Origin of the sequence: Micromonospora sp. WMMD710, assembly GCF_029626045.1 — a bacterium.
In the GTDB taxonomy this organism is placed as follows: domain Bacteria; phylum Actinomycetota; class Actinomycetes; order Mycobacteriales; family Micromonosporaceae; genus Micromonospora.
This window is the reverse complement of sequence record NZ_JARUBD010000001.1, coordinates 5,832,196-5,850,920: the sequence shown is the minus strand read 5'-3', so window position 1 is coordinate 5,850,920 and position 18,725 is coordinate 5,832,196. Positions and strand designations below refer to the sequence as shown.

The window sequence follows — 18,725 nt, the reverse complement described above, 5'->3', positions numbered from 1 at the left end:
ATGGTCGACCTCACCGACCTGCTCACGGACCTGGCCGACGAGTCCGCCCACCTGGACGCCCTGGTGGCACCATTACCCGCGAGCGACTGGACACGGCCGACCCCCGCACCGGGCTGGAGCATCGGGCACCAGATCGCCCACCTCGCCTGGACCGACCACGTGGCGCTGCTGGCCGCCACCGATCCCGAGGCGTTCTACGCGACGGTGACCGAGGCGCCGGACGTGACCCGACTCGTCGACCATGGCGCCGAGGCGTTCCTCGCGCCACCGGCCGAGCTGCTCGCCCGCTGGCGCGCCGGTCGGGCGGCACTGGCCGACGCCCTGGCCGCCGTCCCGGCCGGCGCGAAACTGCCCTGGTACGGCACCCGCATGTCGGCCACCTCGATGGCGACCGCCCGGATGATGGAGACCTGGGCGCACGGCGAGGACGTGGCCGACGCCCTCGGTGTCGTCCGCCCCGCCAGCGACCGGCTCCGGCACGTGGCGCACCTGGGCGTGCGTACCCTCGGGCACGGTTTCGCCGCCCACGGCCGTCCGGTACCGACGACGCCGATCCGGGTCGAGCTGGCCGGGCCCGGCGGCGACACCTGGGCCTGGGGTCCGGCGGACGCCGCCGAGCGGCTGAGCGGCCCCGCCCTCGACTTCTGCCTCCTGGTCACCCAGCGCCGCCACCGCGCGGACCTCGCCCTGCTCGCCAGCGGCCCGGTCGCCGAGGAGTGGCTCGACGTGGCGCAGGCCTTCGCCGGGCCGCCGGGTAGCGGCCGGGAGCCGGTCAGCGGGAACGGAGCACCGGCGTGATCCGCATCGGCAACGCGTCCGGCTTCTACGGCGACCGGTTCACCGCCTGGCAGGAGATGCTCGACGGTGGTGAACTCGACGTCCTGACCGGCGACTACCTCGCCGAGTTGACCATGCTGATCCTCGGCCGGGACCGGCTGCGCGACCCCGGCCTCGGCTACGCGAAAACGTTCCTGCGTCAACTGGAGACCTGCCTCGGCACCGCCCTCGACCGGGGGGTCCGGATCGTGACCAACGCCGGCGGGTTGAACCCCGCCGGCCTGGCCACGGCCATCGAGACTCTCGCCACCCGGCTGGGCCTGCCGGCCCGGATCGGATACGTCGAGGGTGACGCCATCTCGCGGCCGGACGCGTTGACCGCGAACGCCTACCTGGGCGCGTTCGGGATCGCCGCCTGCCTCGACGGTGGGGCGGACGTGGTGGTCACCGGCCGGGTCACCGACGCCTCGCTGGTCGTCGGCCCGGCCATCGCCCGGTACGGGTGGGGCCGCGACGACCTCGACGAGCTGGCCGGGGCAACCGTCGCGGGGCACCTCATCGAATGCGGCGCGCAGGTCACCGGCGGCAACTTCAGCTTCTTCACCGAACTGCCCGACGGCGGGCACCGCCCCGGCTTCCCGATCGCCGAGGTGTACGCGGACGGTTCCACCGTGCTCACCAAACATCCGGGCACCGGTGGCGCGGTCACCGTGGAGACCGTCACCGCCCAACTGCTCTACGAGGTCGGCGGGCCCGCCTACCTCGGGCCGGACGTGACCACCCGGCTGGATACGGTGAGGCTGCGCCCCGACGGGCCGGACCGGGTCCGGGTCTCCGGTGCCCGGGGCACGCCACCACCGCCCACGCTCAAGGTGGGCGTCAACAACCTCGGCGGCTTCCGCAACTCGATGACGTTCGTCCTCTGCGGACTCGACATCGACGCGAAGGCGGCGCTGGTCCGGGGGCAGATCGAGGAGTCGGTGGGCAAGGACGGGCTGGAGTTCACGCTGGCCCGGACCGACCACCCGGACGCCGCCGACACCGAGGCCGCGAGCGCGCTGCTGCACGTACACCTGCGTGACAGTGACCGGACGCGAGCCGGGCGGGCCTTCTCGGCCGCCGCCGTGGAGCTGGCGCTCGCCTCGTACCCGGGTTGCACGCTGACCACCCTGCCGGGCGACGCGACACCGTACGGCGTCTTCACCGCCGACGAGGTGCCGCAGGACGGGGTCGACCACGTCGCGGTGCTGCCCGGCGGCGCGCGGGTGCCGATCGCCCCGCCGATCCGTACCGCACCCACGGCGCCGGACGGGACGACCTCGGGCGGCGACGCGCCGGTCGACGGTCCGAGCCGGCGCGGAGCACTCGGTGAGCTGGTCGGCGCGCGCTCCGGCGACAAGGGCGGCGACGCCAACCTGGGTGTCTGGGCGCGCTCCGACGCCGGATACGCGTGGCTGCGCGCCTGGTTGACCGTCGAGCGGCTGGCCGAACTGCTGCCGGAGACCGCGCCGCTGTCGGTGCGGCGCTACGAGCTGCCGAACCTGCGCGCGGTCAACTTCGTGATCGAGGGCCTGCTCGGGGCGGGGGTGGCCGCGTCCACCCGGTTCGACCCGCAGGCCAAGGCGCTCGGTGAGCTGCTGCGTGCCCGGATCGTCGACCTGCCGGCCGACCTGCCGACGGGAGCGGCCCGATGACCCTCGTGGACACCCCGGAGCGGCGGCAGCTGCGCGAGCTGACCCGTTCGTTCGTGACCCGGGAGGTGTTGCCGCACCTGGACGACTGGGAGCGGGCCGGCGAGGTACCCCGTGCCCTGCACGCGACCGCCGCGAAGCTCGGCCTGCTCGGCATCGGTTTCCCCGAGTCGGTCGGCGGCAGCGGCGGGGATCTGCTCGACTCGATCATCGTGACCGAGGAGCTGATCCGCTCCGGCGGCTCGTCCGGGCTGGTCGCAGCGCTGTTCACGCACGGCATCGCGTTGCCGCACATGGTGGCGGCGGCCGGTGCCCGCACCGGCGGCTCGCTCGGCGGCCGGCTCGGCGCGACCTCGCCGCCCGCCGATGACGGCCTCATCGCGCGGTACGTCCGGCCCACCCTCGCCGGCACGATGATCGGTGCCCTGGCGATCACCGAGCCGGACGGCGGTTCGGACGTGGCCGGCATCCGCACCACGGCCCGCCGCGACGGCGACCACTACGTGGTGAACGGGTCGAAGACCTACATCACCAGCGGGCACCGGGCGGACTTCGTGACGACGGCGGTGTGCACCGACTTCCCCGGCAGCGGTGAACTGACCCTGCTGATCATCGACAAGGGGTCGCCCGGGTTCACCGTGGGACGCCGGTTGGAGAAGCTGGGCTGGCACTGCTCGGACACGGCCGAGCTGTCCTTCGCCGACGTGCGGGTGCCGGTGACCAACCGGATCGGCGCGGAGAACACCGGCTTCCTGGCGATCATGCAGCACTTCGCGGCGGAGCGGCTCTCGCTGGCGACCCAGGCGTACGCGACCGCGCAGCGCTGCGTCGAGCTGGCCGTGCGCTGGTGCCGGGACCGGGAGACCTTCGGACGTCCACTGGCGAGCCGGCAGTTGATCCGGCACCGGTTGGCCGAGATGCACACGCGGGCCGAGGCGGCCCGGTCGTACGTGCACGAGGTCGCCGCTCGGGTGGCTGCCGGCGAGCCGGTGGTGACCGAGGTGGCGATGGCCAAGAACGTGGCGGTGGCCGCCTGCGACCACGTCGTCGACCAGGCGCTGCAGCTGCACGGCGGCTTCGGCTACCTGCGCGACGCCGAGGTGGAGCGGCACTACCGGGACGCCCGGATCCTCGGGATCGGCGGCGGCACCACCGAGATCATGAACGAGATCATCGCAAAAGGCATGGGCCTGTGAGCGCGAGGAGTGAGCCGGTTTTGCGAGCCCCGCAGTCGCGAATCGAGGGTGCACCGTGAGCGCGAGGAGTGAGCCGGTTTTGCGAGCCCCGCAGCCGCGAATCGAGGGTGCACCGTGACGATCCTGGACAGCGCGATCGACCCGGCCGCGCCCGGATACCTGGCGAACCGGGCGGCGCTGCTGGAGCGACTGACCGAGCTGGACGCCGCGTTGGACCAGGCGCGGGCGGGCGGCGGCGACAAGTACGTGTCCCGGCACCACGCCCGCGGCAAGATGCTCCCCCGGGAGCGGATCGAGCTGCTGGTCGACGCGGACAGTCCGTTCCTGGAGCTGTCGCCGGTCGCGGCGTACGGCACGGACTTCCCGGTGGGGGCCAGCGTGGTCACCGGCATCGGTGTGGTCGAGGGCGTGGAGTGCCTGATCGTCGCCAACGACCCGACGGTACGCGGCGGCGCGGTCAACCCCTGGTCCCTGGCGAAGACCCGACGGGCCGGTGAGATCGCCCTGGCCAACCGGCTGCCCATGGTCAACCTGGTCGAGTCGGCGGGAGCGGACCTGCCCACCCAGGCGGAGATCTTCATCCCGGGTGGCCGGGTGTTCCGGGACCTGACCCGGCTCTCGGCGGCCGGCATCCCCACGGTCAGCGTGGTCTTCGGCAACGCCACGGCCGGCGGCGCGTACGTGCCGGGGATGTCCGACCACGTGATCATGATTCGGGACCGGTCGCAGGTCTACCTGGCCGGGCCGCCGCTGGTGAAGATGGCCACCGGCGAGATCACCGACGACGAGTCGCTGGGCGGCGCGGCGATGCACGCCGGCACGTCCGGGCTCGCCGACTACCTGGCCGCCGACGAGCGCGACGGCATCCGGCTGGCCCGGCAGTGCGTACGCCGGCTCAACTGGCGCAAGCACGGTCCGCCACCACGCACGGCGGTGCCGGAGCCGCCGAAGTACGACCCGGAGGAGCTGCTCGGCATCGTCAGCTCCGATCTGAAGGTGCCGTTCGACCCGCGTGCGGTGCTGGCCCGGATCCTGGACGGCAGCGACTTCGACGAGTTCAAGCCGGCGTACGGGGACGCGCTGGTCACCGGCTGGGGCGAGCTGCACGGCTGGCCGATCGGTGTGCTGGCCAACGCCCGCGGGGTGCTGTTCAGCGCGGAGGCGCAGAAGGCGGCCCAGTTCATCCAGCTCGCCAACGCCTCCGACACTCCGCTGATCTTCCTGCAGAACACCACCGGCTACATGGTCGGCACCGAGTACGAGCAGCGCGGCATCATCAAGCACGGCGCCCTGATGATCAACGCGGTGTCGAACTCGACGGTGCCGCACCTGACGGTGAACCTGGGCGCCTCGTACGGTGCCGGCAACTACGGGATGTGCGGCCGGGCGTACGAGCCGAGGTTCCTGTTCACCTGGCCGAACGCGAAGTCGGCGGTGATGGGCCCGGCGCAGCTCGCCGGTGTGCTGTCGATCGTGGCCCGGCAGGCGGCCGCCGCCCGTGGACGGGACTACGACGAGGAGTCCGACGCGGCGATGCGGATGATGGTCGAGCAGCAGATCGAGTCGCAGTCCGGCGCGCTCTTCCTCTCCGGCCGGCTCTACGACGACGGGGTGATCGACCCCCGGGACACCCGTACCGTCCTCGGGCTCTGCCTCTCGGCGATCCACAACGGACCGGTGAGGGGCGCCGACGGTTTCGGCGTCTTCCGGATGTGAGCGGGCTCCCCGTGAGCGCGAGGAACGCAGCGAAGCGGAGTACCGAGGTCGCGAACGAAAGGCAGGCGCTGTGATCACCAGACTTCTCGTCGCCAACCGGGGCGAGATCGCCCGTCGGATCTTCGCCACCTGCCGGGCCCTCGGCATCACCACCATCGCGGTGTACTCCGACGCGGACGCGAACGCGCCGTTCGTCGCCGAGGCCGACCTGGCCGTACACCTGCCCGGGAAAACACCCGCCGAGACGTACCTGGACATGGTGCAGCTCCTGCGCGCGGCCCGCCGGTCCGGCGCGGACGCCGTGCACCCCGGCTACGGATTCCTCGCCGAGAACGCCGAGTTCGCGGCGCGGGTCACCGACGACGCCGGGCTGACCTGGGTCGGCCCTCCGGCGAAGGTGATCGCCGCGATGGGCGACAAGATGGCCGCCAAGGCGCTGCTCGCCGACGCGGGCGTGCCGATGCTGCCCACGTGGACCGACGCCGGCCAGGTGGCCGACTACCCCGTGCTGGTCAAGGCCACCGCCGGTGGCGGCGGCCGGGGCATGCGGGTGGTCCGCGACCAGGACGGTCTCGCCGAGGCCGTCGCCTCCGCGCGCCGCGAGGCGGCCGCGGCGTTCGGCGACGGCACGGTCTTCATCGAGCGGTACGTCGAGCGCGGCCGGCACGTCGAGGTGCAGATCTTCGGTGACACCCACGGCACGGTGGTGGCCCTCGGGGCGCGCGACTGCTCGATCCAGCGCCGGCACCAGAAGATCGTCGAGGAGGCTCCGGCGGTCCTGGCTCCGGAGTTGCGGGACCGGCTGCACGCGGCGGCGGTGGCCGCCGGTCGGGCCGTCGAGTACGTGGGCGCCGGCACTGTGGAGTTCCTGCTCGCCCCCGACGGCCAGTTCCACTTCCTGGAGATGAACACCCGTCTCCAGGTCGAGCACCCGGTCACCGAGGCGGTCACCGGGCTGGACCTGGTCCGGCTGCAACTGCTGGTCGCCGAGGGCGAGCCGCTACCGCTCACGACGACTCCGCCGGCCGACGGCCACGCGATCGAGGTACGGCTCTGCGCCGAGGATCCGGCCCAGAACTTCCGTCCGGTCACCGGCACCCTGCACCGGTTCGCCATCCCCGGGTTTACCGGCGAGTTCACGCCGACCAAGGGTCTGCGCCTGGATTCCGGCGTGCTGGACGGCTCGACGGTGAGCGTGCACTACGACTCGATGCTGGCCAAGCTGATCGCGTGGGCGCCCACCCGCGCCGAGGCGGCCCGGGCGTTGGCCGGCGCGCTCGCGCGGGCCGAACTGCACGGTGTGGCCACCAACCGGGATCTGCTGGTGCGGGTGCTGCGCAGCCCCGAGTTCGGCGGGCTGGAGGTCGACACCGGCTTCCTCGACCGACATGCGGAGGTGTTCGCCCCGCTGCTGCCCGCCGACCTGCTGCCGGTGGCGGCGCTGGCCGCCGCGCTCGCCTCGGCCGCCGCGCGGCGGGCGACCGCCCCCGTGCTCGCCGGGCTCCCCTCCGGTTGGCGCAACGTGCCGGCGTTCCCCCAGGTGGCCCGGTACGTCGACCGGGCCGGGCAGGAGATCGAGGTCCGCTACCGGTTGGACCGCGACGGCAGTCTTGCCGAATGGTCGACGGATCCGGCCGGTGAGGTCCCGGCCCGGCTGGAGGAGGCCACCCCGGACCGGGTGGTGCTGACCGTGCTGGACAGCCGTTGGCAGTTGCGCGTACACCGGGTGGGGTCGGAGGTCTTCGTGGACGGCCCGGCGGGGGCGGCGAGCCTCACCGAGCTGCCCCGTCTCCCGCTGCCCACGGTGGAGCTGGCGGCCGGGTCGCTGCTCGCGCCGCTGCCCGGCGCGGTGACCCGGGTGCACGTCGAGGTCGGCCAGCGCGTCTCGGCCGGCGATCCACTGCTCACCCTGGAAGCGATGAAGCTGGAACATCCCGTGCTCGCCCCGACCGACGGCGTCGTCGCGGAACTGCCGGTGCCGGTCGGCGGCCAGGTGGACACCGGAGCCGTGCTGGCCGTGGTCAACCCCGAGGAGGACCCCCGATGACCTTCGACCTCACCCCCGAGCAGGACCAGCTTCGCGACGCCGTGCGGGCGTTGGGCCGGCGCTACGGCCACGGCTACTTCGTCGAGAAGGCGAAGGCCGGCGAACACACCACCGAGCTGTGGGCCGAGGCGGGACGGCTCGGCTACCTGGGGGTCAACATCCCCACCGAGTACGGCGGCGGGGGCGGCGGCATCACCGAGCTGGCCATCGTGTGCGAGGAGTTGGCCGCGGCCGGCTGCCCGCTGCTGCTGCTGGTGGTGTCCCCCGCCATCGCGGCCACCGTACTCAACCGGCACGGCACCGAGGAGCAGCGCAAACGGCACCTGCCCGGCCTCGCCGACGGGTCGCAGAAGATCGTCTTCGCGATCACCGAACCGGAGGCCGGCTCGAACTTCCACCGCCTCGGCACGGTGGCCCGCCGCGACGGTGACGGCTGGCTGCTCAATGGCCGCAAGTGCTACATCTCGGGCGTCGACGAGGCCGGTCACGTGCTGGTGGTGGCCCGTGTCGCCGTCGATGACGGCCCAGCCGGCTCAGGGGACGCGTCTCCGCAGAGGCTGAAGCCCGCGCTGTTCCTGGTGCCGACCGACGCGGCCGGACTGACCCGCTCCAAGCTGGACATGGAGATCGTGTCCCCGGAGAACCAGTTCCTGCTCTACCTCGACGACGTGCGGGTGCCCGCCGACGCGCTGGTCGGCGAGTCGCTGGACGCCGGACTGCCGGCGCTCTTCGCCGGGTTGAACCCGGAGCGGATCACGGTCGCCGCGATGGGTGCCGGCACCGGCCGGTACGCCATCGAGCGGGCCAGCGAGTACACCGCCACCCGCAAGGTCTGGGGTGGCCGCAGCATCGGCTCGCATCAGGGCGTCTCGCATCCCCTCGCCCACGCGGCGGTGCAGGTCGAGCTGGCCCGCCTCATGATTCAGAAGGCGGCCACCCTGTACGACGCCGGCCGGGACCTGGAGGCCGGGGTGGCCGGCAACATGGCCAAGTACGCCGCCGGGGAGGCCGCCGCGCTCGCCGTGGACACCGCCGTGCAGGCCCTCGGCGGGGCGGGCATGACCACCGAGTACGGGGTGGCCACCCTGCTCGGCGCGGTGCGCGCCGGCCGGATCGCCCCGGTCAGCCGGGAGATGATCCTCAACTTCGTCGCCCAGCACGCCCTCGGCCAGGACAAGTCCTACTGACACCGTCCTAAAGAGACCTTGGGTCTACCGATCCACGTCGAATTCGACACCGCGGACGGGCGGCGGTCGCAGGCGCTGGTCGGTCAGGGCGACGAGCCGCCCGGAGCCGTTCCGGCCTTGGGCGACGAGATCCCCATCGTGTACGACCCGCAGGACCCGGAGGCGGAGGTGGCCGACCGCCGTGCCCCGCAGAACCACCGCATCGCCTACCTGCTCGCCGGTGTCGCGGCCTTCGGCGCGGTCGGCGTGCCATTGGCCACCCTCGCACTCGTGCGCGACAACCGCCGGGCACGGGAGGCGACGTCCGCCGGTTGATCAGCCCGGCGCTCGGCAGGCGGCGTCGATCCGGTGCACCGGGCGGACGCGGCGACCCATGCCCTCCAGCAGCGAGTCCTCGACGTGGAAGTCGTGGATACGCAGCCGGTGCCGGGGCAGTTCCTCCTCGCTCGGGCAGAGCACCTGCGCGCGTACCAGGTCGACCGGGACGTACCGCACGCCGCCGCGCTCCTGCAGGATCACCATGTTGACGTCGTCGGTGGTGATCACGTGCCCGCGTACGTCCTCGGTGGGGCCGCCCGGTGCGCCCACGGTGGTGACGGTCAGCGGCAGCACCGGGGTGCTGATCACCGGGACCGCGGCCCAGACCAGCATGGCCAGCACCGCCACCTCGGTCACCGTCGCCAGCGGTCGGATCACCATGCCGGGCAGCGGCCCGGCGATGAACACGGCCAGCAGCGGCGGCACCACGACGAGCGCCAGCACCAACCACTCGCGCTGTGCCGTTGCGTCGCGCAGCGTGGGCAGCAGGAGCCAGCCGTACCCGGCGAGCAGAGCGACGATCAGGAGCACACGGGGCAGGTGCCGCTCGTGCAGCCGCTCGGGGCGCAGTTGGAACGCGGCCACGAACGCGGGCAGCAGCAGCGGCAGGTAGAGCAGCGGCCAGGTGAGCAGGGCGAGCAGGAAGCTGGCGAGCACCACCCAGGCGGGGGTCACGTCGGCCCAGCGGGCGAAGAGCGGACGACGACGGGTGCCCGGCGGCAGCCGGTCCGCGCTGACGGCCAGCACCGCGCCGAGCGCGAAGACGGCGACCAGCCCGGTGGACAGCAGCCGGGCGGCGGTGGTGAGGAAGCCGGCGAGCAGGTTGACCGGGCCGACGTTGGCCACCAGCAGCAGTGTGGTCTGGAGTTCCCCGCCGGCCTCCACGCCGAGTCGCAGCACCGAGAAGATCGCCGGTACGCCCACCACGGCGGTCCAGAACGACTGGCTGGCCCGCGCGCGTCGCTCCGCCGGATCCCACCGCACGCGCCCCGGCTCGGCCCGGTCGGCGATCGGCTCGGCGGGTTCGGCCACTGGCACGGCGGCGGGCCACCCGGCCGGTACGGCGCCGGCGTCGGGTGGCACGGCGGCCCGGGGCGGTGGGACCGGACTGTCGCCACCGATGGCGGTCGGTGCCGTGCTCACTTCGAGGGCGCCTTGTCGTCGAAGTCGACCAGCTTCGGCACGTCCAGCGGCTGCGGCTGGCGCTTCTCGGCGCGCAGCCACGGGCCGAGGGTCCGGTTGTACGCGGTCTGCCACGGGCTCGCCTGGCCGTCCCGGCCCTGCTGGTAGCTCTTCTGCAGGAAGAACGCGACGAGGTCGCGCAGCGCCGGGTCGCCGATCGGCACGCCGATGCCCAGCAGTTCGCTGGTGCCGAAGGGCAGGTCGACGATCTCGAACTCCTTGGGATAGCTGGCCAGGAATCCGGCGAGGATCGTCTCGTCGGAGCTGACCGCGTCGTAGCGCCCTTCCCGGATGCCCTCGACGCAGTCCGCGACGTCCTTCACCACCAACGCCTTGACCTGGCGCTTCTCCAACTCGGCCTCGGTAGTGGAGCCGCCGCTGGTGCAGATCTTGTAGGCCGGGTCGCGCAGGTCCTCAATGGTGTGGATCTTGTCCTTGAGTCGGGTCGTCACCATCACCTCCTGCGTGGTGACGAAATACGGCCCGGCGAAGCTCACCAGCTTCTTGCGCTCCTCGGTGATGGAGAAACTGGACACCACCAGGTCGACCATGCCGCCCTGCAGGGCCGGGATGCGGTCCTCGGTGGCCACCGAGACGAACTCCAGACGCTGGTCCCCCTCGTAGCCGAGGGAGGCGGCCACGTAACGGCCGATCTCCACGTCGAACCCGACGTGTTGACCGTTGCGCAGGTCGCCCATCAGCGGCTCGTCGGTGGCCACGCCGATGCGCAGCTTCGACTGACCGTAGATGTGCGTCTCGCGCAGCTTCTCCTGCACCGACGGCAGGTCCGGCTCCTTGCGACTGTCACAGCCGCCGGCGGCGGCCAGGGTGAGGGTCAGGGCGACCGCCAGCGTCGTCGCGACGGCGCGGAGCCGGGACTGGAATCTACGTGGGTTCATGGTGACCTCGCTGACGCAACAGCCTGCGGAACACCGAGAGTAACCACTCCGGTCCACTGCGTACGCGCACGCGCCGGGCACCCGGCGGGATTGGACGATCGGCGCGGCGTCGGCTCTCCGGTTGACAGCCGACCGGGGCCGGACATGCTGGAGGGGTGAGTCAATTACCCAGGCCCGATGCGCGGACGGTCGCGGTGGTCGCGGCGCTGGGAGCCCTCGCGCTGCTGGCCACAGTGATCGTCTGGCGTCGGCAGGATCTGCTCGGCGTGGTGCTCGCGCTGCTCTGCGTCCTACTGGCCACCGTCGCCGGGGTCGCCACCTCCGCCGCCCGACAGCGTGACACGCCCGAGCCGGCGGATCGTCCGGCAGCGGCCGGCCCACCCGAGTTGATGCCGTACGGGATCGACGCGGACACCCTCGACGCGCTGGACAGCCGGGACGCGTTACGTGCGGTACGCGACCGGCGGCGCGGGTCGGACGGGCTCAGCGATCGGTGAGGGTGGGCGCGCTGAGCGCGTTCACGCCCCGCCCGGCCAGACAGCGGTAGGCGCGGTCGACGCTGCCCTCGACGGGTGGCAGCACCTCCAGGTGCCAGCCGGTCGGTTCGGCGATCCCGGTGGTCAACCGGAAGGTGGTGGCGCTGCACACCTGCCGTACCGGTTCGGCGGCGACCACCTCGTCGTACTCGGCGCCGACCAGCGACACCGGCAGCAGACCCTCGGCGTACGTCTCCCAGGTGTGCGTCCCCGCGCACGGGACGCGGGCCGCCTCGGCGCGGGTCCCGCGGATCCGCATCGGGCCGAAGCACTCCAGCTCGGGCAGGCAACGGGCACCGTCGGGCAGGGCGGTCGGTGCGCCGGGGCCGGTGGTGCAGCCGGGCAGCGGCCCGGTCGCCAGCGCGGCGACCTGGCTGGCCGAGGGCGACGGGTTGGCCGGCGGTGAACTATCGGCCACCCAGGCACCGGCGGTGGCCGAGGCGGCGAGCGCGAGCGCACCCGCACCGCCGAGGAACCAGCGTCGCCGCCAGCGCCGACCTGCGGGGGCCGTCGGATGGGCGTCCTCGACGGCGGGGCGGGGAAGCGGCTGGCTGGTGACGTACGGGCCGGCGTAGGTCGCGCCTCCGCTGACCGGGGCACCGCTGACCGGCGCCGACGGTGGGCCGAGGGGCAGCCCGGCGAGCATCTCGTGCAGTTCGAGGGCGGAGGGCCGCTCGGCCGGGTCGTTGGCCATGCCGGCGCGCAGCACGTCGATCAGTTCGTCCGGCACGCCCGGCAGGCCGGGCAGCGGCTGGTTGAACATCTCCAGCACGGTGACCAGGCTGGGATTGCGCTCGGACTGCCAGCGCGGCGGCCGGCCGTGCATCACCGCGTAGAGGGTGGCGCAGAGGGCGTACACGTCGACGGCGGGCGACGGCGGGCTGTGGCTGAACATCTCCGGCGGCGCGTACGCCGGGGTGAGCACCTCCAGGGTGACCGAGGCGTCCCGGGCCTCGGCGAGCACGGCCAGGCCGAAGTCGGCGAGCACCGCCGAGTTGAAGTTCGAGTAGAGGATGTTCGCCGGCTTCACGTCCCGGTGCAGCACTCCGGCTGCGTGGGAGTGGGCGAGCGCGTCAGCGATCTTCATGCCGAGATCGCGGGCCTCGACCGGGCCCAGCGGCGAGGTGCGCATCCGTTCGGCGTACGACCCGTCGCAGAGTTCCATGATCAGGTAGGGGTGCTGGTCGACGGTGACCCCGACGTCGAAGAGATCCACCACGTGCGGGTGCGACGACATCCGGCCGGCCGCCCGCGCCTCACGCAGGAAGCGGGCCTGGTCGCGCTCGTTGCCCAGCGTCCGGTTTTCCACCTTGACGGCGACCTCGCGCCCCACCGAGATCTGGGTGGCCTGGTAGACGGTGGCGTAACCGCCCCTGGCAAAGACCCGCAAATCGGTCAGACCGGGCACGATCGGCACCGGCAAGCCGCCGGTCGGGGTGTCGGTCACTGCTCGAAAATACCCAACCCGGCCGACGGCTCAGCGCACCGCGTCCGCCGGAGCGGCCCCGGCGTCCCCGACGTCGCCCGCCGCACCGCCACCGGACGACGTCACGTCGCGGCCGGAGGGCGTCCCATCGGCACCGCCGGACGTCGCGTCGGTGTCGCCCGACGCGGCCCTGCGGGCGTCCAGGCGCAGACCGATCGCGGTGGCCACCGCGCCCAGCCCCTCCCAGGCCGCCACCCCGAAGAACCGGTCCGGCGCGATGTCGGCCAGCACCGCGATGGTGAACACCGTGAACGTGACCAGCCGGAAGACCACCGTGAACCGGTAGAACACCCGCCACTCGGTGACCGTGGCGAGCAGGTAGTAAACGCCCATGTTGAACGCCGCCATCGAGGACGCCAGCAGGAACGTGCCCGTGTAGTCACCGGCGGCACGGGTCGCCGGCACCTCGAACCCGAACATGCGCAGCTGCGCCTCCGGCCAGAGCAGCCCGAGCGCACCCATCGCCAGCGCCAGCACACCGAAGACCGCGATGGTCCAGCCCGCGACGGAACGCGGCAGCTTCATGAAAGGCCTCCCCAGGCACGACGGCGACGGCCACCACTGTGGACCGGTCGACGGTGCTACCACGCTAGCCCCTGGGCCCGACGAACCACATCCCCGAAACCGCCAGATTCAGGTCACGAAGAGAGGCGGAGGCGCAGCGCGTCCGCGGCGGCACGTTCGCTGCGTTGCTCGGTGGCGTACGCCAGGCGGACCGCCTCGTCCGCGCAGGACCGGGCCTCCTGCGGGTGACCGCAGGCCGCCAACGCCTCGGCCAGCACACCGGCCGCGATCACCTGGCTGCGCACGTCCTCGGCCGGTGCGCTGACCGCCCGCCGCGCCCAGTCCAACGCCTGCTCCCGCTGGCCGTGCGCCAGCAGCGCCGACGCGTACCGGGCCATCGTCTGGCGACGGGAGAAGAGCAGTGACGGCGCGCTCGCGGCGGCGGTCGCCACCGGTGCGAGCAGCCCGACCGCGGTCGCCGAGTCACCGCCGGCCAGCCGGGCGGTGGCCAGCAGCACCCGGGGCGCGACCTGCGCCGGCGCCTGCGGGTTGTGCGGCTCCACGGCGGTCAGCACCTCACGGGCCACCCGCTCGGCCGTCTCGCAGTCGCCCATGTCGAGGGCCACGAAGCCGCGCAGCGTCCCGGCCATCCCGGTGAGCAGCGGATGCGAGGTCAGCTCCGCGTACGACAGGGCGTCGGTCAGCAGGTCCGCCGCGTGCTCCGGCTCGCCCAGCCCACGCGCCACCACGGCCCGGACCACCAGCGCGAACCCGCGCCCCCAGTCGTCCGACGCGGCGGCGAACTCGCGGTACGCCCGACGGGCCTCCCGGTCCGCCTCGGCCAGCTCACCCAGCTCGGCGGTGGCGAACGCCGCCACCGCGCGCAGGGTGCCCACCGCCCACGCCTCGCCGACCCGCTCACCGAACGGCAGGAAGACCTGCGCCAGCCGACACGCCTCGCCCAACCGGCCGGCGAGCAGGCGCGCGAACGCGGTGGTGCCCCGCAACCAGGCACGCCCGTACGGGTCCTTCAGCTCGGCGAAGAGCCGGGCGGCCCGACCGAGCACCGCGTCGGTGCCGGCGAAGTCACCCCGGGTGGTGGTCACCCAGGCCAGGTTCTGCAACGACCACGCCTGCCCGCGCCGATCCTGCGCGCCGAGGCTCACCTGGTACGCGGCGGCCAGCCGGCTGCTCGCCTGACTCAACCGCCCACCCACGAAGTCGGCCATGCCGAGCCGGCGCATCGCCGAGGCGCGCAGGGAGGGCAGCCCTCCGGCCGTGGCGACCTGCAACGCCTCCTGCCAGGCGGACACCGCCCGGTCCTGGTCGCCGAGGGTCTGCTGGGCCTGACCGGCGAGCAGCAGGGCACTGGCCCGCACCGCCTCGTCGCCCGTGTTCGCGGCGATCTTCTCGGCGAACGCGAGCGCGTCGACGACCCGGCCGATCTGGAGCAACGCCCGCGCGTGCACGACCCGGTCGGCCGGCGGCACCCCGTCGCGGGCCAGGTCGGCGGCGCGTTCGGCGTACTCCACGGCCATCGCCGGCTCCCCGGCGGACAGCGAGCGGCGGGCGGCCCGACCGAGCGCGGCGACCCCGAGCGGGCCCACCGCCCGGGCCGGCGCGTCGGGGCGCAGCTTCACCGCGTCGGCGAGCCTCGCGGCCCGCTCGACGTGCGTCGCCACGAAGTCGTCGCGGGCCTCCTCGCTGAACCCGCCCACCGTGCCGGCCGTAGTCCCGTCCACCGGCGCCGCCCAGCGGGCCAGCGCGGCGTGTCGCTCGGCCAGCTCCGCCTTGCTCACCCCGGCGTACGCGGCCTCCCGCATCAGGGGCGTCGCGAACGCGTAGCCGGCACGGGTGCGGTGCAGCATCCGGCGTTGCAGCAGCTCCTCCACGGCCCGGTCGAGTTCCACAGCGACCACCGCCGACGGCCGGCCGTCCCGGCCGGCGCGCTGCTCCCGCAGCGCCTCCAGCGCACCGGTCGGCACCGTGTCACCGACGACCGCGGCGTCGCGCAGCACCGAGCGGGCGTCCGTCGGCAGCGCGTCGATCCGGGCGGCCAGCACGGCGGCGAGGTCCCGGGAGAGCAGCCGACTGCCCAGTGAGCCGGGCACCAACCGCCAGCCGGACGCCGGACCCTGGTCCCGTACGCCGGGGGCGGGCCGTTCGGCGGTGGTGAGCGCGCCCCGCTCGATGAGCAGGGTGACCAGCTCGGCCAGGTAGAACGGGTTGCCCTGAGCGGTGGCGAGCAGCCGGTCGGCGTCGGCCTGGGGCAGCTTGCCGCCGCCGAGATAGCTGGTGAGCAGCCGAGCCGCGTCGGCGCCGCGCAGCGGCGGCAGGGAGTGCACCTCGGCGTCCGCGACCCGGGTCAGGGCGCCGGCGGTACGCACCAGCTCGGGCCGACCGAGCAGCAGCACCAGCACCGGGCCGGTGAGCCGGGACAGGGTCACCCCGAGGGCGCGGATCGTCTCGGCGGTGGCGTCGTGCAGGTCGTCCACCACGATCACCAGCGGTGCCTCGGCGGCGAGCCCGCTGAGCAGGTCGGCGACCGCGTTCGGCACCGCCTCGGCGTCGGCTGGCACGCCCGCGCCGCCCCACTCGCCGTTGTCGGTGCCGGCGTGCACGGGGAGTTCGGCGTAGCCGAGCAGGGCGAGCAACTGGTCGACGGCGATCGGGGGCGTGTCCGCGTCGGCACGGACGAGCCGCTGGCCGAGCCGACGCAGCCGCTCCTCCACGGCGGGGCGGGTCAACGCGGTGGCCGCGTCACTCGGCAGGCCTACGGCGGCGCGGACCAGGTCGGCCAGCGGCGCGAGTCGGCGTCGCTCACCGAAGGCGGCGCAGTGCACCGAGAGCACCCGGGCGCCGGTGTGCGCGGCGTACCGGCCGGCGCCCACGTCGTACCCGGCGGCGAGGCGTTCCACCTCGGCGGCGAACCGGGACTTGCCGATGCCCGCCTCGGCCGTCATCAACAGCACCCGCGGGTCGCCCTGGTCGATCACCTCGGCGAGCCGGCCGGCCACCCGGCCGATCTCGGTCTCCCGGCCCACGTACGGTGCCTCGTCGCCCAGCCCCGAACGGGTGCCCGGCGCGTCCAGCAGACCCAGCAGCTCGTACGCCTCGACCGGCTCACGCTTGCCCTTGAGCCGCAGCGGACGCAGCGCCCGCCAGGACGCGACGTGCCGGGTGGCGGCGGCGGTCCGGCCACCCGCGTAGACCGCGCCCACGGCGGCGGCGTCGGCCAGTCGAGCGGCGGTGTTCACCGTGTCCCCGATGACCGTGTACTCGATGGCGGCCTGGATGCCCGCGATCACGTCACCGGTGTTGAGCCCCACCCGCAGCCCGAGCGGCGCACCGCCGCCCCGCTCGTCGTCGAGCACCCGGCGGACCGCCCGCTGCATGGACAGGGCGGCACGGACCGCGCGTTCGGCGTCGTCCTCGTGCGCGACCGGGGCCCCGAACACCGCCATGATCCCGTCGCCGGTCAGCTTGTCGACGTGCCCACCGAAGGTCTTCACCGCGCCCGCGAGGGCGGCGAGCACCCGGTCGGTGACCGCGCCGACGCGTTCCGGATCGAGATCCTCCGACCATGAGGTGAATTCGGAGAGGTCGCCGAAGAGCACGGTGACGACCCGGCGCTCGGCCGCCGGCAACGTCGCGGCGGCCGGCAGCGCGGCACCGCAGTTGTGGCAGAACCGTGCGCCGGGTACGGCGACGGTTCCGCACACCGGGCAGGTCACGTGTGCTCCAACCCACTGACCCCCGGCGCTGATTCCCCGGTGCCGACGCCCAGATACTCCAGTTGGGCACGGACCGACCATTCGGCCGCCCACCACAGCGAGCGGTCCACGTCCGCGTAGACCGCCCCGACCACCTCGGCGGGGGTGTGGGCGCCAGCGTCGACGGCCGCCCGGACCTGGTCCAGCCGGGCGTGCCGGTGGGCCAGGTAGAAGTCGGCGGCGGCGGCGCAGTCGGCCAGCGCCGGGCCGTGGCCCGGCAGAGCCGGGATCCCGGTGTACGCGGAGAGCAGCTCCAGGCTGCGCAGGTAGTCGCCGAGGTGCCCGTCCGGGTGGGCGACGACGGTGGTGCCCCGGCCGAGGATGGTGTCACCGGTCAGCACCACCCGTTCGCCGCCGTGCTCGACGAGGAAGCAGACCGAGTCGGCGGTGTGCCCGGGGGTGTTCAGCAGGCGGATCTCCAGGCCGAAGCCGCCGAGCTGCTCGGCCGGCTCGGTGAGCGGGTCACCGCCGATGGTGTGTGCGGGGTCGACGGCCAAGACGTGCACGCCGCCGAGCAGCTCGCTCAGCCGGGCGGCGCCCTCGGTGTGGTCGAGGTGGCCGTGGGTGATCAGGATCAGCCCGACCGGGCCCTGCTCGGCGATCCGGGCCAGGTGCCCCTCGTCGGCCGGCCCCGGGTCGACCACGACGCAGTGGTCCGCCTCCGGGGCGCGCAGCACCCAGGTGTTGGTGCCGTCGAGGGTCATCGGCCCCGGGTTGGGAGCACGCAGCAGCGAAACCCAGCGGGGCAGCTCGTCGGCAAGCGCCGCCACCGCCCCCGTCACGTGCCCACTCATGGCTGCGATCGTACGACCCCGCTCGCCACGCCCCGCGATCTTGCACTTGCGGCACCTGATTCGTGCCCGTTCACGACATTCGTCGGGGCAGAAAGTGCAAGATCGCGGGAGGCGGACGGGTCAGGCGACCTCGACGATCAGCTCGATCTCGACCGGGGCGTCCAGGGGGAGTTCGGCCACCCCTACAGCACTGCGGGCGTGGCGTCCGGCCTCGCCGAAGACGGTGCCGAAAAGGTCGGAGGCGCCGTTGATGACGGCGGGCTGGCCGGTGAAGCCGGGCGCGGAGGCCACGAATCCGGTCACCTTGACCACCTTGACCACGTTCTCCAGACCGACCAGCGAATCGACCGCCGCCAGGGAGTTGAGCGCGCAGCGCTGGGCCAGATCCTTCGCCTGCTCGGCGGAGATGCCGGCGCCGACCTTGCCGGTCGCCAGCAGCTTCCCCTCGGCGATCGGAAGCTGACCGGAGACGTACACGTGCTGCCCGGACTGCACGGCCGGCACGTAGCTGGCCACCGGCGGCACCACCTCGGGCAGTTCGAGACCCAGCTCGGCGAGCTTCGCGTGCGGGCCGCTGCTCATCGCGTCACCCCGTGGTTCGCGACTGCGGGGCTCCGCT

The 18,725-nt window shown here is 73.5% G+C and carries 15 protein-coding genes; 8 read left to right on the top strand and 7 right to left on the bottom strand.

Going from position 1 to position 18,725, the window contains the following annotated elements:
• The 7 genes from O7620_RS27105 to O7620_RS27075 all read left to right on the top strand — a co-directional run bounded on the left by O7620_RS27105 (window position 1) and on the right by O7620_RS27075 (window position 8,929).
• Complete coding sequence (locus O7620_RS27105; protein ID WP_278125931.1) at window positions 1-798, top strand: TIGR03084 family metal-binding protein; 798 nt, start codon at window positions 1-3, stop codon at window positions 796-798.
• A complete protein-coding gene (locus O7620_RS27100) occupies window positions 795-2,471 on the top strand; it encodes an acyclic terpene utilization AtuA family protein (protein ID WP_278125929.1) in 1,677 nt (558 codons plus the stop codon). The genes O7620_RS27105 and O7620_RS27100 overlap by 4 nt, the downstream gene beginning before the upstream one ends.
• Window positions 2,468-3,664 (top strand): acyl-CoA dehydrogenase family protein, encoded by a 1,197-nt coding sequence (locus O7620_RS27095; protein WP_278125927.1) that lies wholly within the window; start codon window positions 2,468-2,470, stop codon window positions 3,662-3,664. The genes O7620_RS27100 and O7620_RS27095 overlap by 4 nt, the downstream gene beginning before the upstream one ends.
• A gap of 114 nt (window positions 3,665-3,778) precedes the next feature.
• Complete coding sequence (locus O7620_RS27090) at window positions 3,779-5,380, top strand: carboxyl transferase domain-containing protein (protein WP_278125926.1); 1,602 nt, start codon at window positions 3,779-3,781, stop codon at window positions 5,378-5,380.
• 70 nt (window positions 5,381-5,450) lie between these two features.
• On the top strand, window positions 5,451-7,427 hold the full coding sequence (locus O7620_RS27085; RefSeq protein WP_278125925.1) for a biotin carboxylase N-terminal domain-containing protein: 1,977 nt from the start codon (window positions 5,451-5,453) through the stop codon (window positions 7,425-7,427).
• On the top strand, window positions 7,424-8,614 hold the full coding sequence (locus tag O7620_RS27080) for an acyl-CoA dehydrogenase (RefSeq protein WP_278125923.1): 1,191 nt from the start codon (window positions 7,424-7,426) through the stop codon (window positions 8,612-8,614). The genes O7620_RS27085 and O7620_RS27080 overlap by 4 nt, the downstream gene beginning before the upstream one ends.
• Before the next feature lie 18 nt (window positions 8,615-8,632).
• The gene (locus O7620_RS27075; protein WP_278125920.1) at window positions 8,633-8,929 is read left to right on the top strand and encodes a DUF3592 domain-containing protein; all 297 of its coding nucleotides are present in this window, start codon (window positions 8,633-8,635) and stop codon (window positions 8,927-8,929) included.
• Here O7620_RS27075 and O7620_RS27070 read toward each other — a convergent pair whose 3' ends face one another.
• Together O7620_RS27070 and O7620_RS27065 are read right to left on the bottom strand one after the other, a co-directional pair.
• Entirely contained in the window at window positions 8,930-10,075 is a 1,146-nt protein-coding gene (locus O7620_RS27070; protein WP_151488038.1) for a hypothetical protein, read from the bottom strand. It lies immediately after the preceding gene.
• Window positions 10,072-11,013: a transporter substrate-binding domain-containing protein gene (locus O7620_RS27065; protein ID WP_278125917.1), complete on the bottom strand. Its 942-nt coding sequence runs from the start codon at window positions 11,011-11,013 to the stop codon at window positions 10,072-10,074. The genes O7620_RS27070 and O7620_RS27065 overlap by 4 nt, the downstream gene beginning before the upstream one ends.
• Window positions 11,014-11,168: 155 nt before the next feature.
• Here O7620_RS27065 and O7620_RS27060 point away from each other — a divergent pair, with 155 nt between their 5' ends.
• Complete coding sequence (locus tag O7620_RS27060) at window positions 11,169-11,510, top strand: hypothetical protein (protein WP_151488036.1); 342 nt, start codon at window positions 11,169-11,171, stop codon at window positions 11,508-11,510.
• On the opposite strand, the gene O7620_RS27055 is transcribed toward O7620_RS27060, so the two are convergent.
• The 5 genes from O7620_RS27055 to O7620_RS27035 form a co-directional block, all read right to left on the bottom strand.
• Window positions 11,497-12,996, bottom strand: coding sequence for a serine/threonine-protein kinase (locus tag O7620_RS27055; protein WP_151488035.1), 1,500 nt, complete (start codon window positions 12,994-12,996; stop codon window positions 11,497-11,499). The two genes, O7620_RS27060 and O7620_RS27055, sit on opposite strands and share 14 nt — an antisense overlap.
• Window positions 12,997-13,026: 30 nt before the next feature.
• Window positions 13,027-13,560 carry a hypothetical protein gene (locus O7620_RS27050; RefSeq protein WP_278125916.1) on the bottom strand — a complete coding sequence of 178 codons (534 nt, stop codon included), beginning with the start codon at window positions 13,558-13,560 and terminating at the stop codon, window positions 13,027-13,029.
• 113 nt (window positions 13,561-13,673) lie between these two features.
• Window positions 13,674-17,273 (bottom strand): adenylate/guanylate cyclase domain-containing protein, encoded by a 3,600-nt coding sequence (locus O7620_RS27045; RefSeq protein WP_278125915.1) that lies wholly within the window; start codon window positions 17,271-17,273, stop codon window positions 13,674-13,676.
• On the bottom strand, window positions 17,270-18,106 hold the full coding sequence (locus O7620_RS27040; RefSeq protein ID WP_278125914.1) for an MBL fold metallo-hydrolase: 837 nt from the start codon (window positions 18,104-18,106) through the stop codon (window positions 17,270-17,272). Before O7620_RS27040 ends, O7620_RS27045 begins: the two co-directional genes overlap by 4 nt.
• Before the next feature lie 120 nt (window positions 18,107-18,226).
• The gene (locus tag O7620_RS27035) at window positions 18,227-18,688 is read right to left on the bottom strand and encodes a RidA family protein (RefSeq protein ID WP_151488032.1); all 462 of its coding nucleotides are present in this window, start codon (window positions 18,686-18,688) and stop codon (window positions 18,227-18,229) included.
• Between the last annotated feature and the right edge of the window lie 37 nt (window positions 18,689-18,725).

Bases quoted from the DNA above. Each gene is read 5' to 3' on its own strand.
- O7620_RS27105 (WP_278125931.1), top strand. From the start codon at position 1: ATGGTCGACCTCACCGACCTGCTCACGGACCTGGCCGACGAGTCCGCC.
- O7620_RS27095 (WP_278125927.1), top strand. From the start codon at position 2,468: ATGACCCTCGTGGACACCCCGGAGCGGCGGCAGCTGCGCGAGCTGACC.
- O7620_RS27080 (WP_278125923.1), top strand. From the start codon at position 7,424: ATGACCTTCGACCTCACCCCCGAGCAGGACCAGCTTCGCGACGCCGTG.
- O7620_RS27065 (WP_278125917.1), bottom strand. From the start codon at position 11,013: ATGAACCCACGTAGATTCCAGTCCCGGCTCCGCGCCGTCGCGACGACG.
- O7620_RS27050 (WP_278125916.1), bottom strand. From the start codon at position 13,560: ATGAAGCTGCCGCGTTCCGTCGCGGGCTGGACCATCGCGGTCTTCGGT.
- O7620_RS27040 (WP_278125914.1), bottom strand. From the start codon at position 18,106: ATGAGTGGGCACGTGACGGGGGCGGTGGCGGCGCTTGCCGACGAGCTG.
- O7620_RS27035 (WP_151488032.1), bottom strand. From the start codon at position 18,688: ATGAGCAGCGGCCCGCACGCGAAGCTCGCCGAGCTGGGTCTCGAACTG.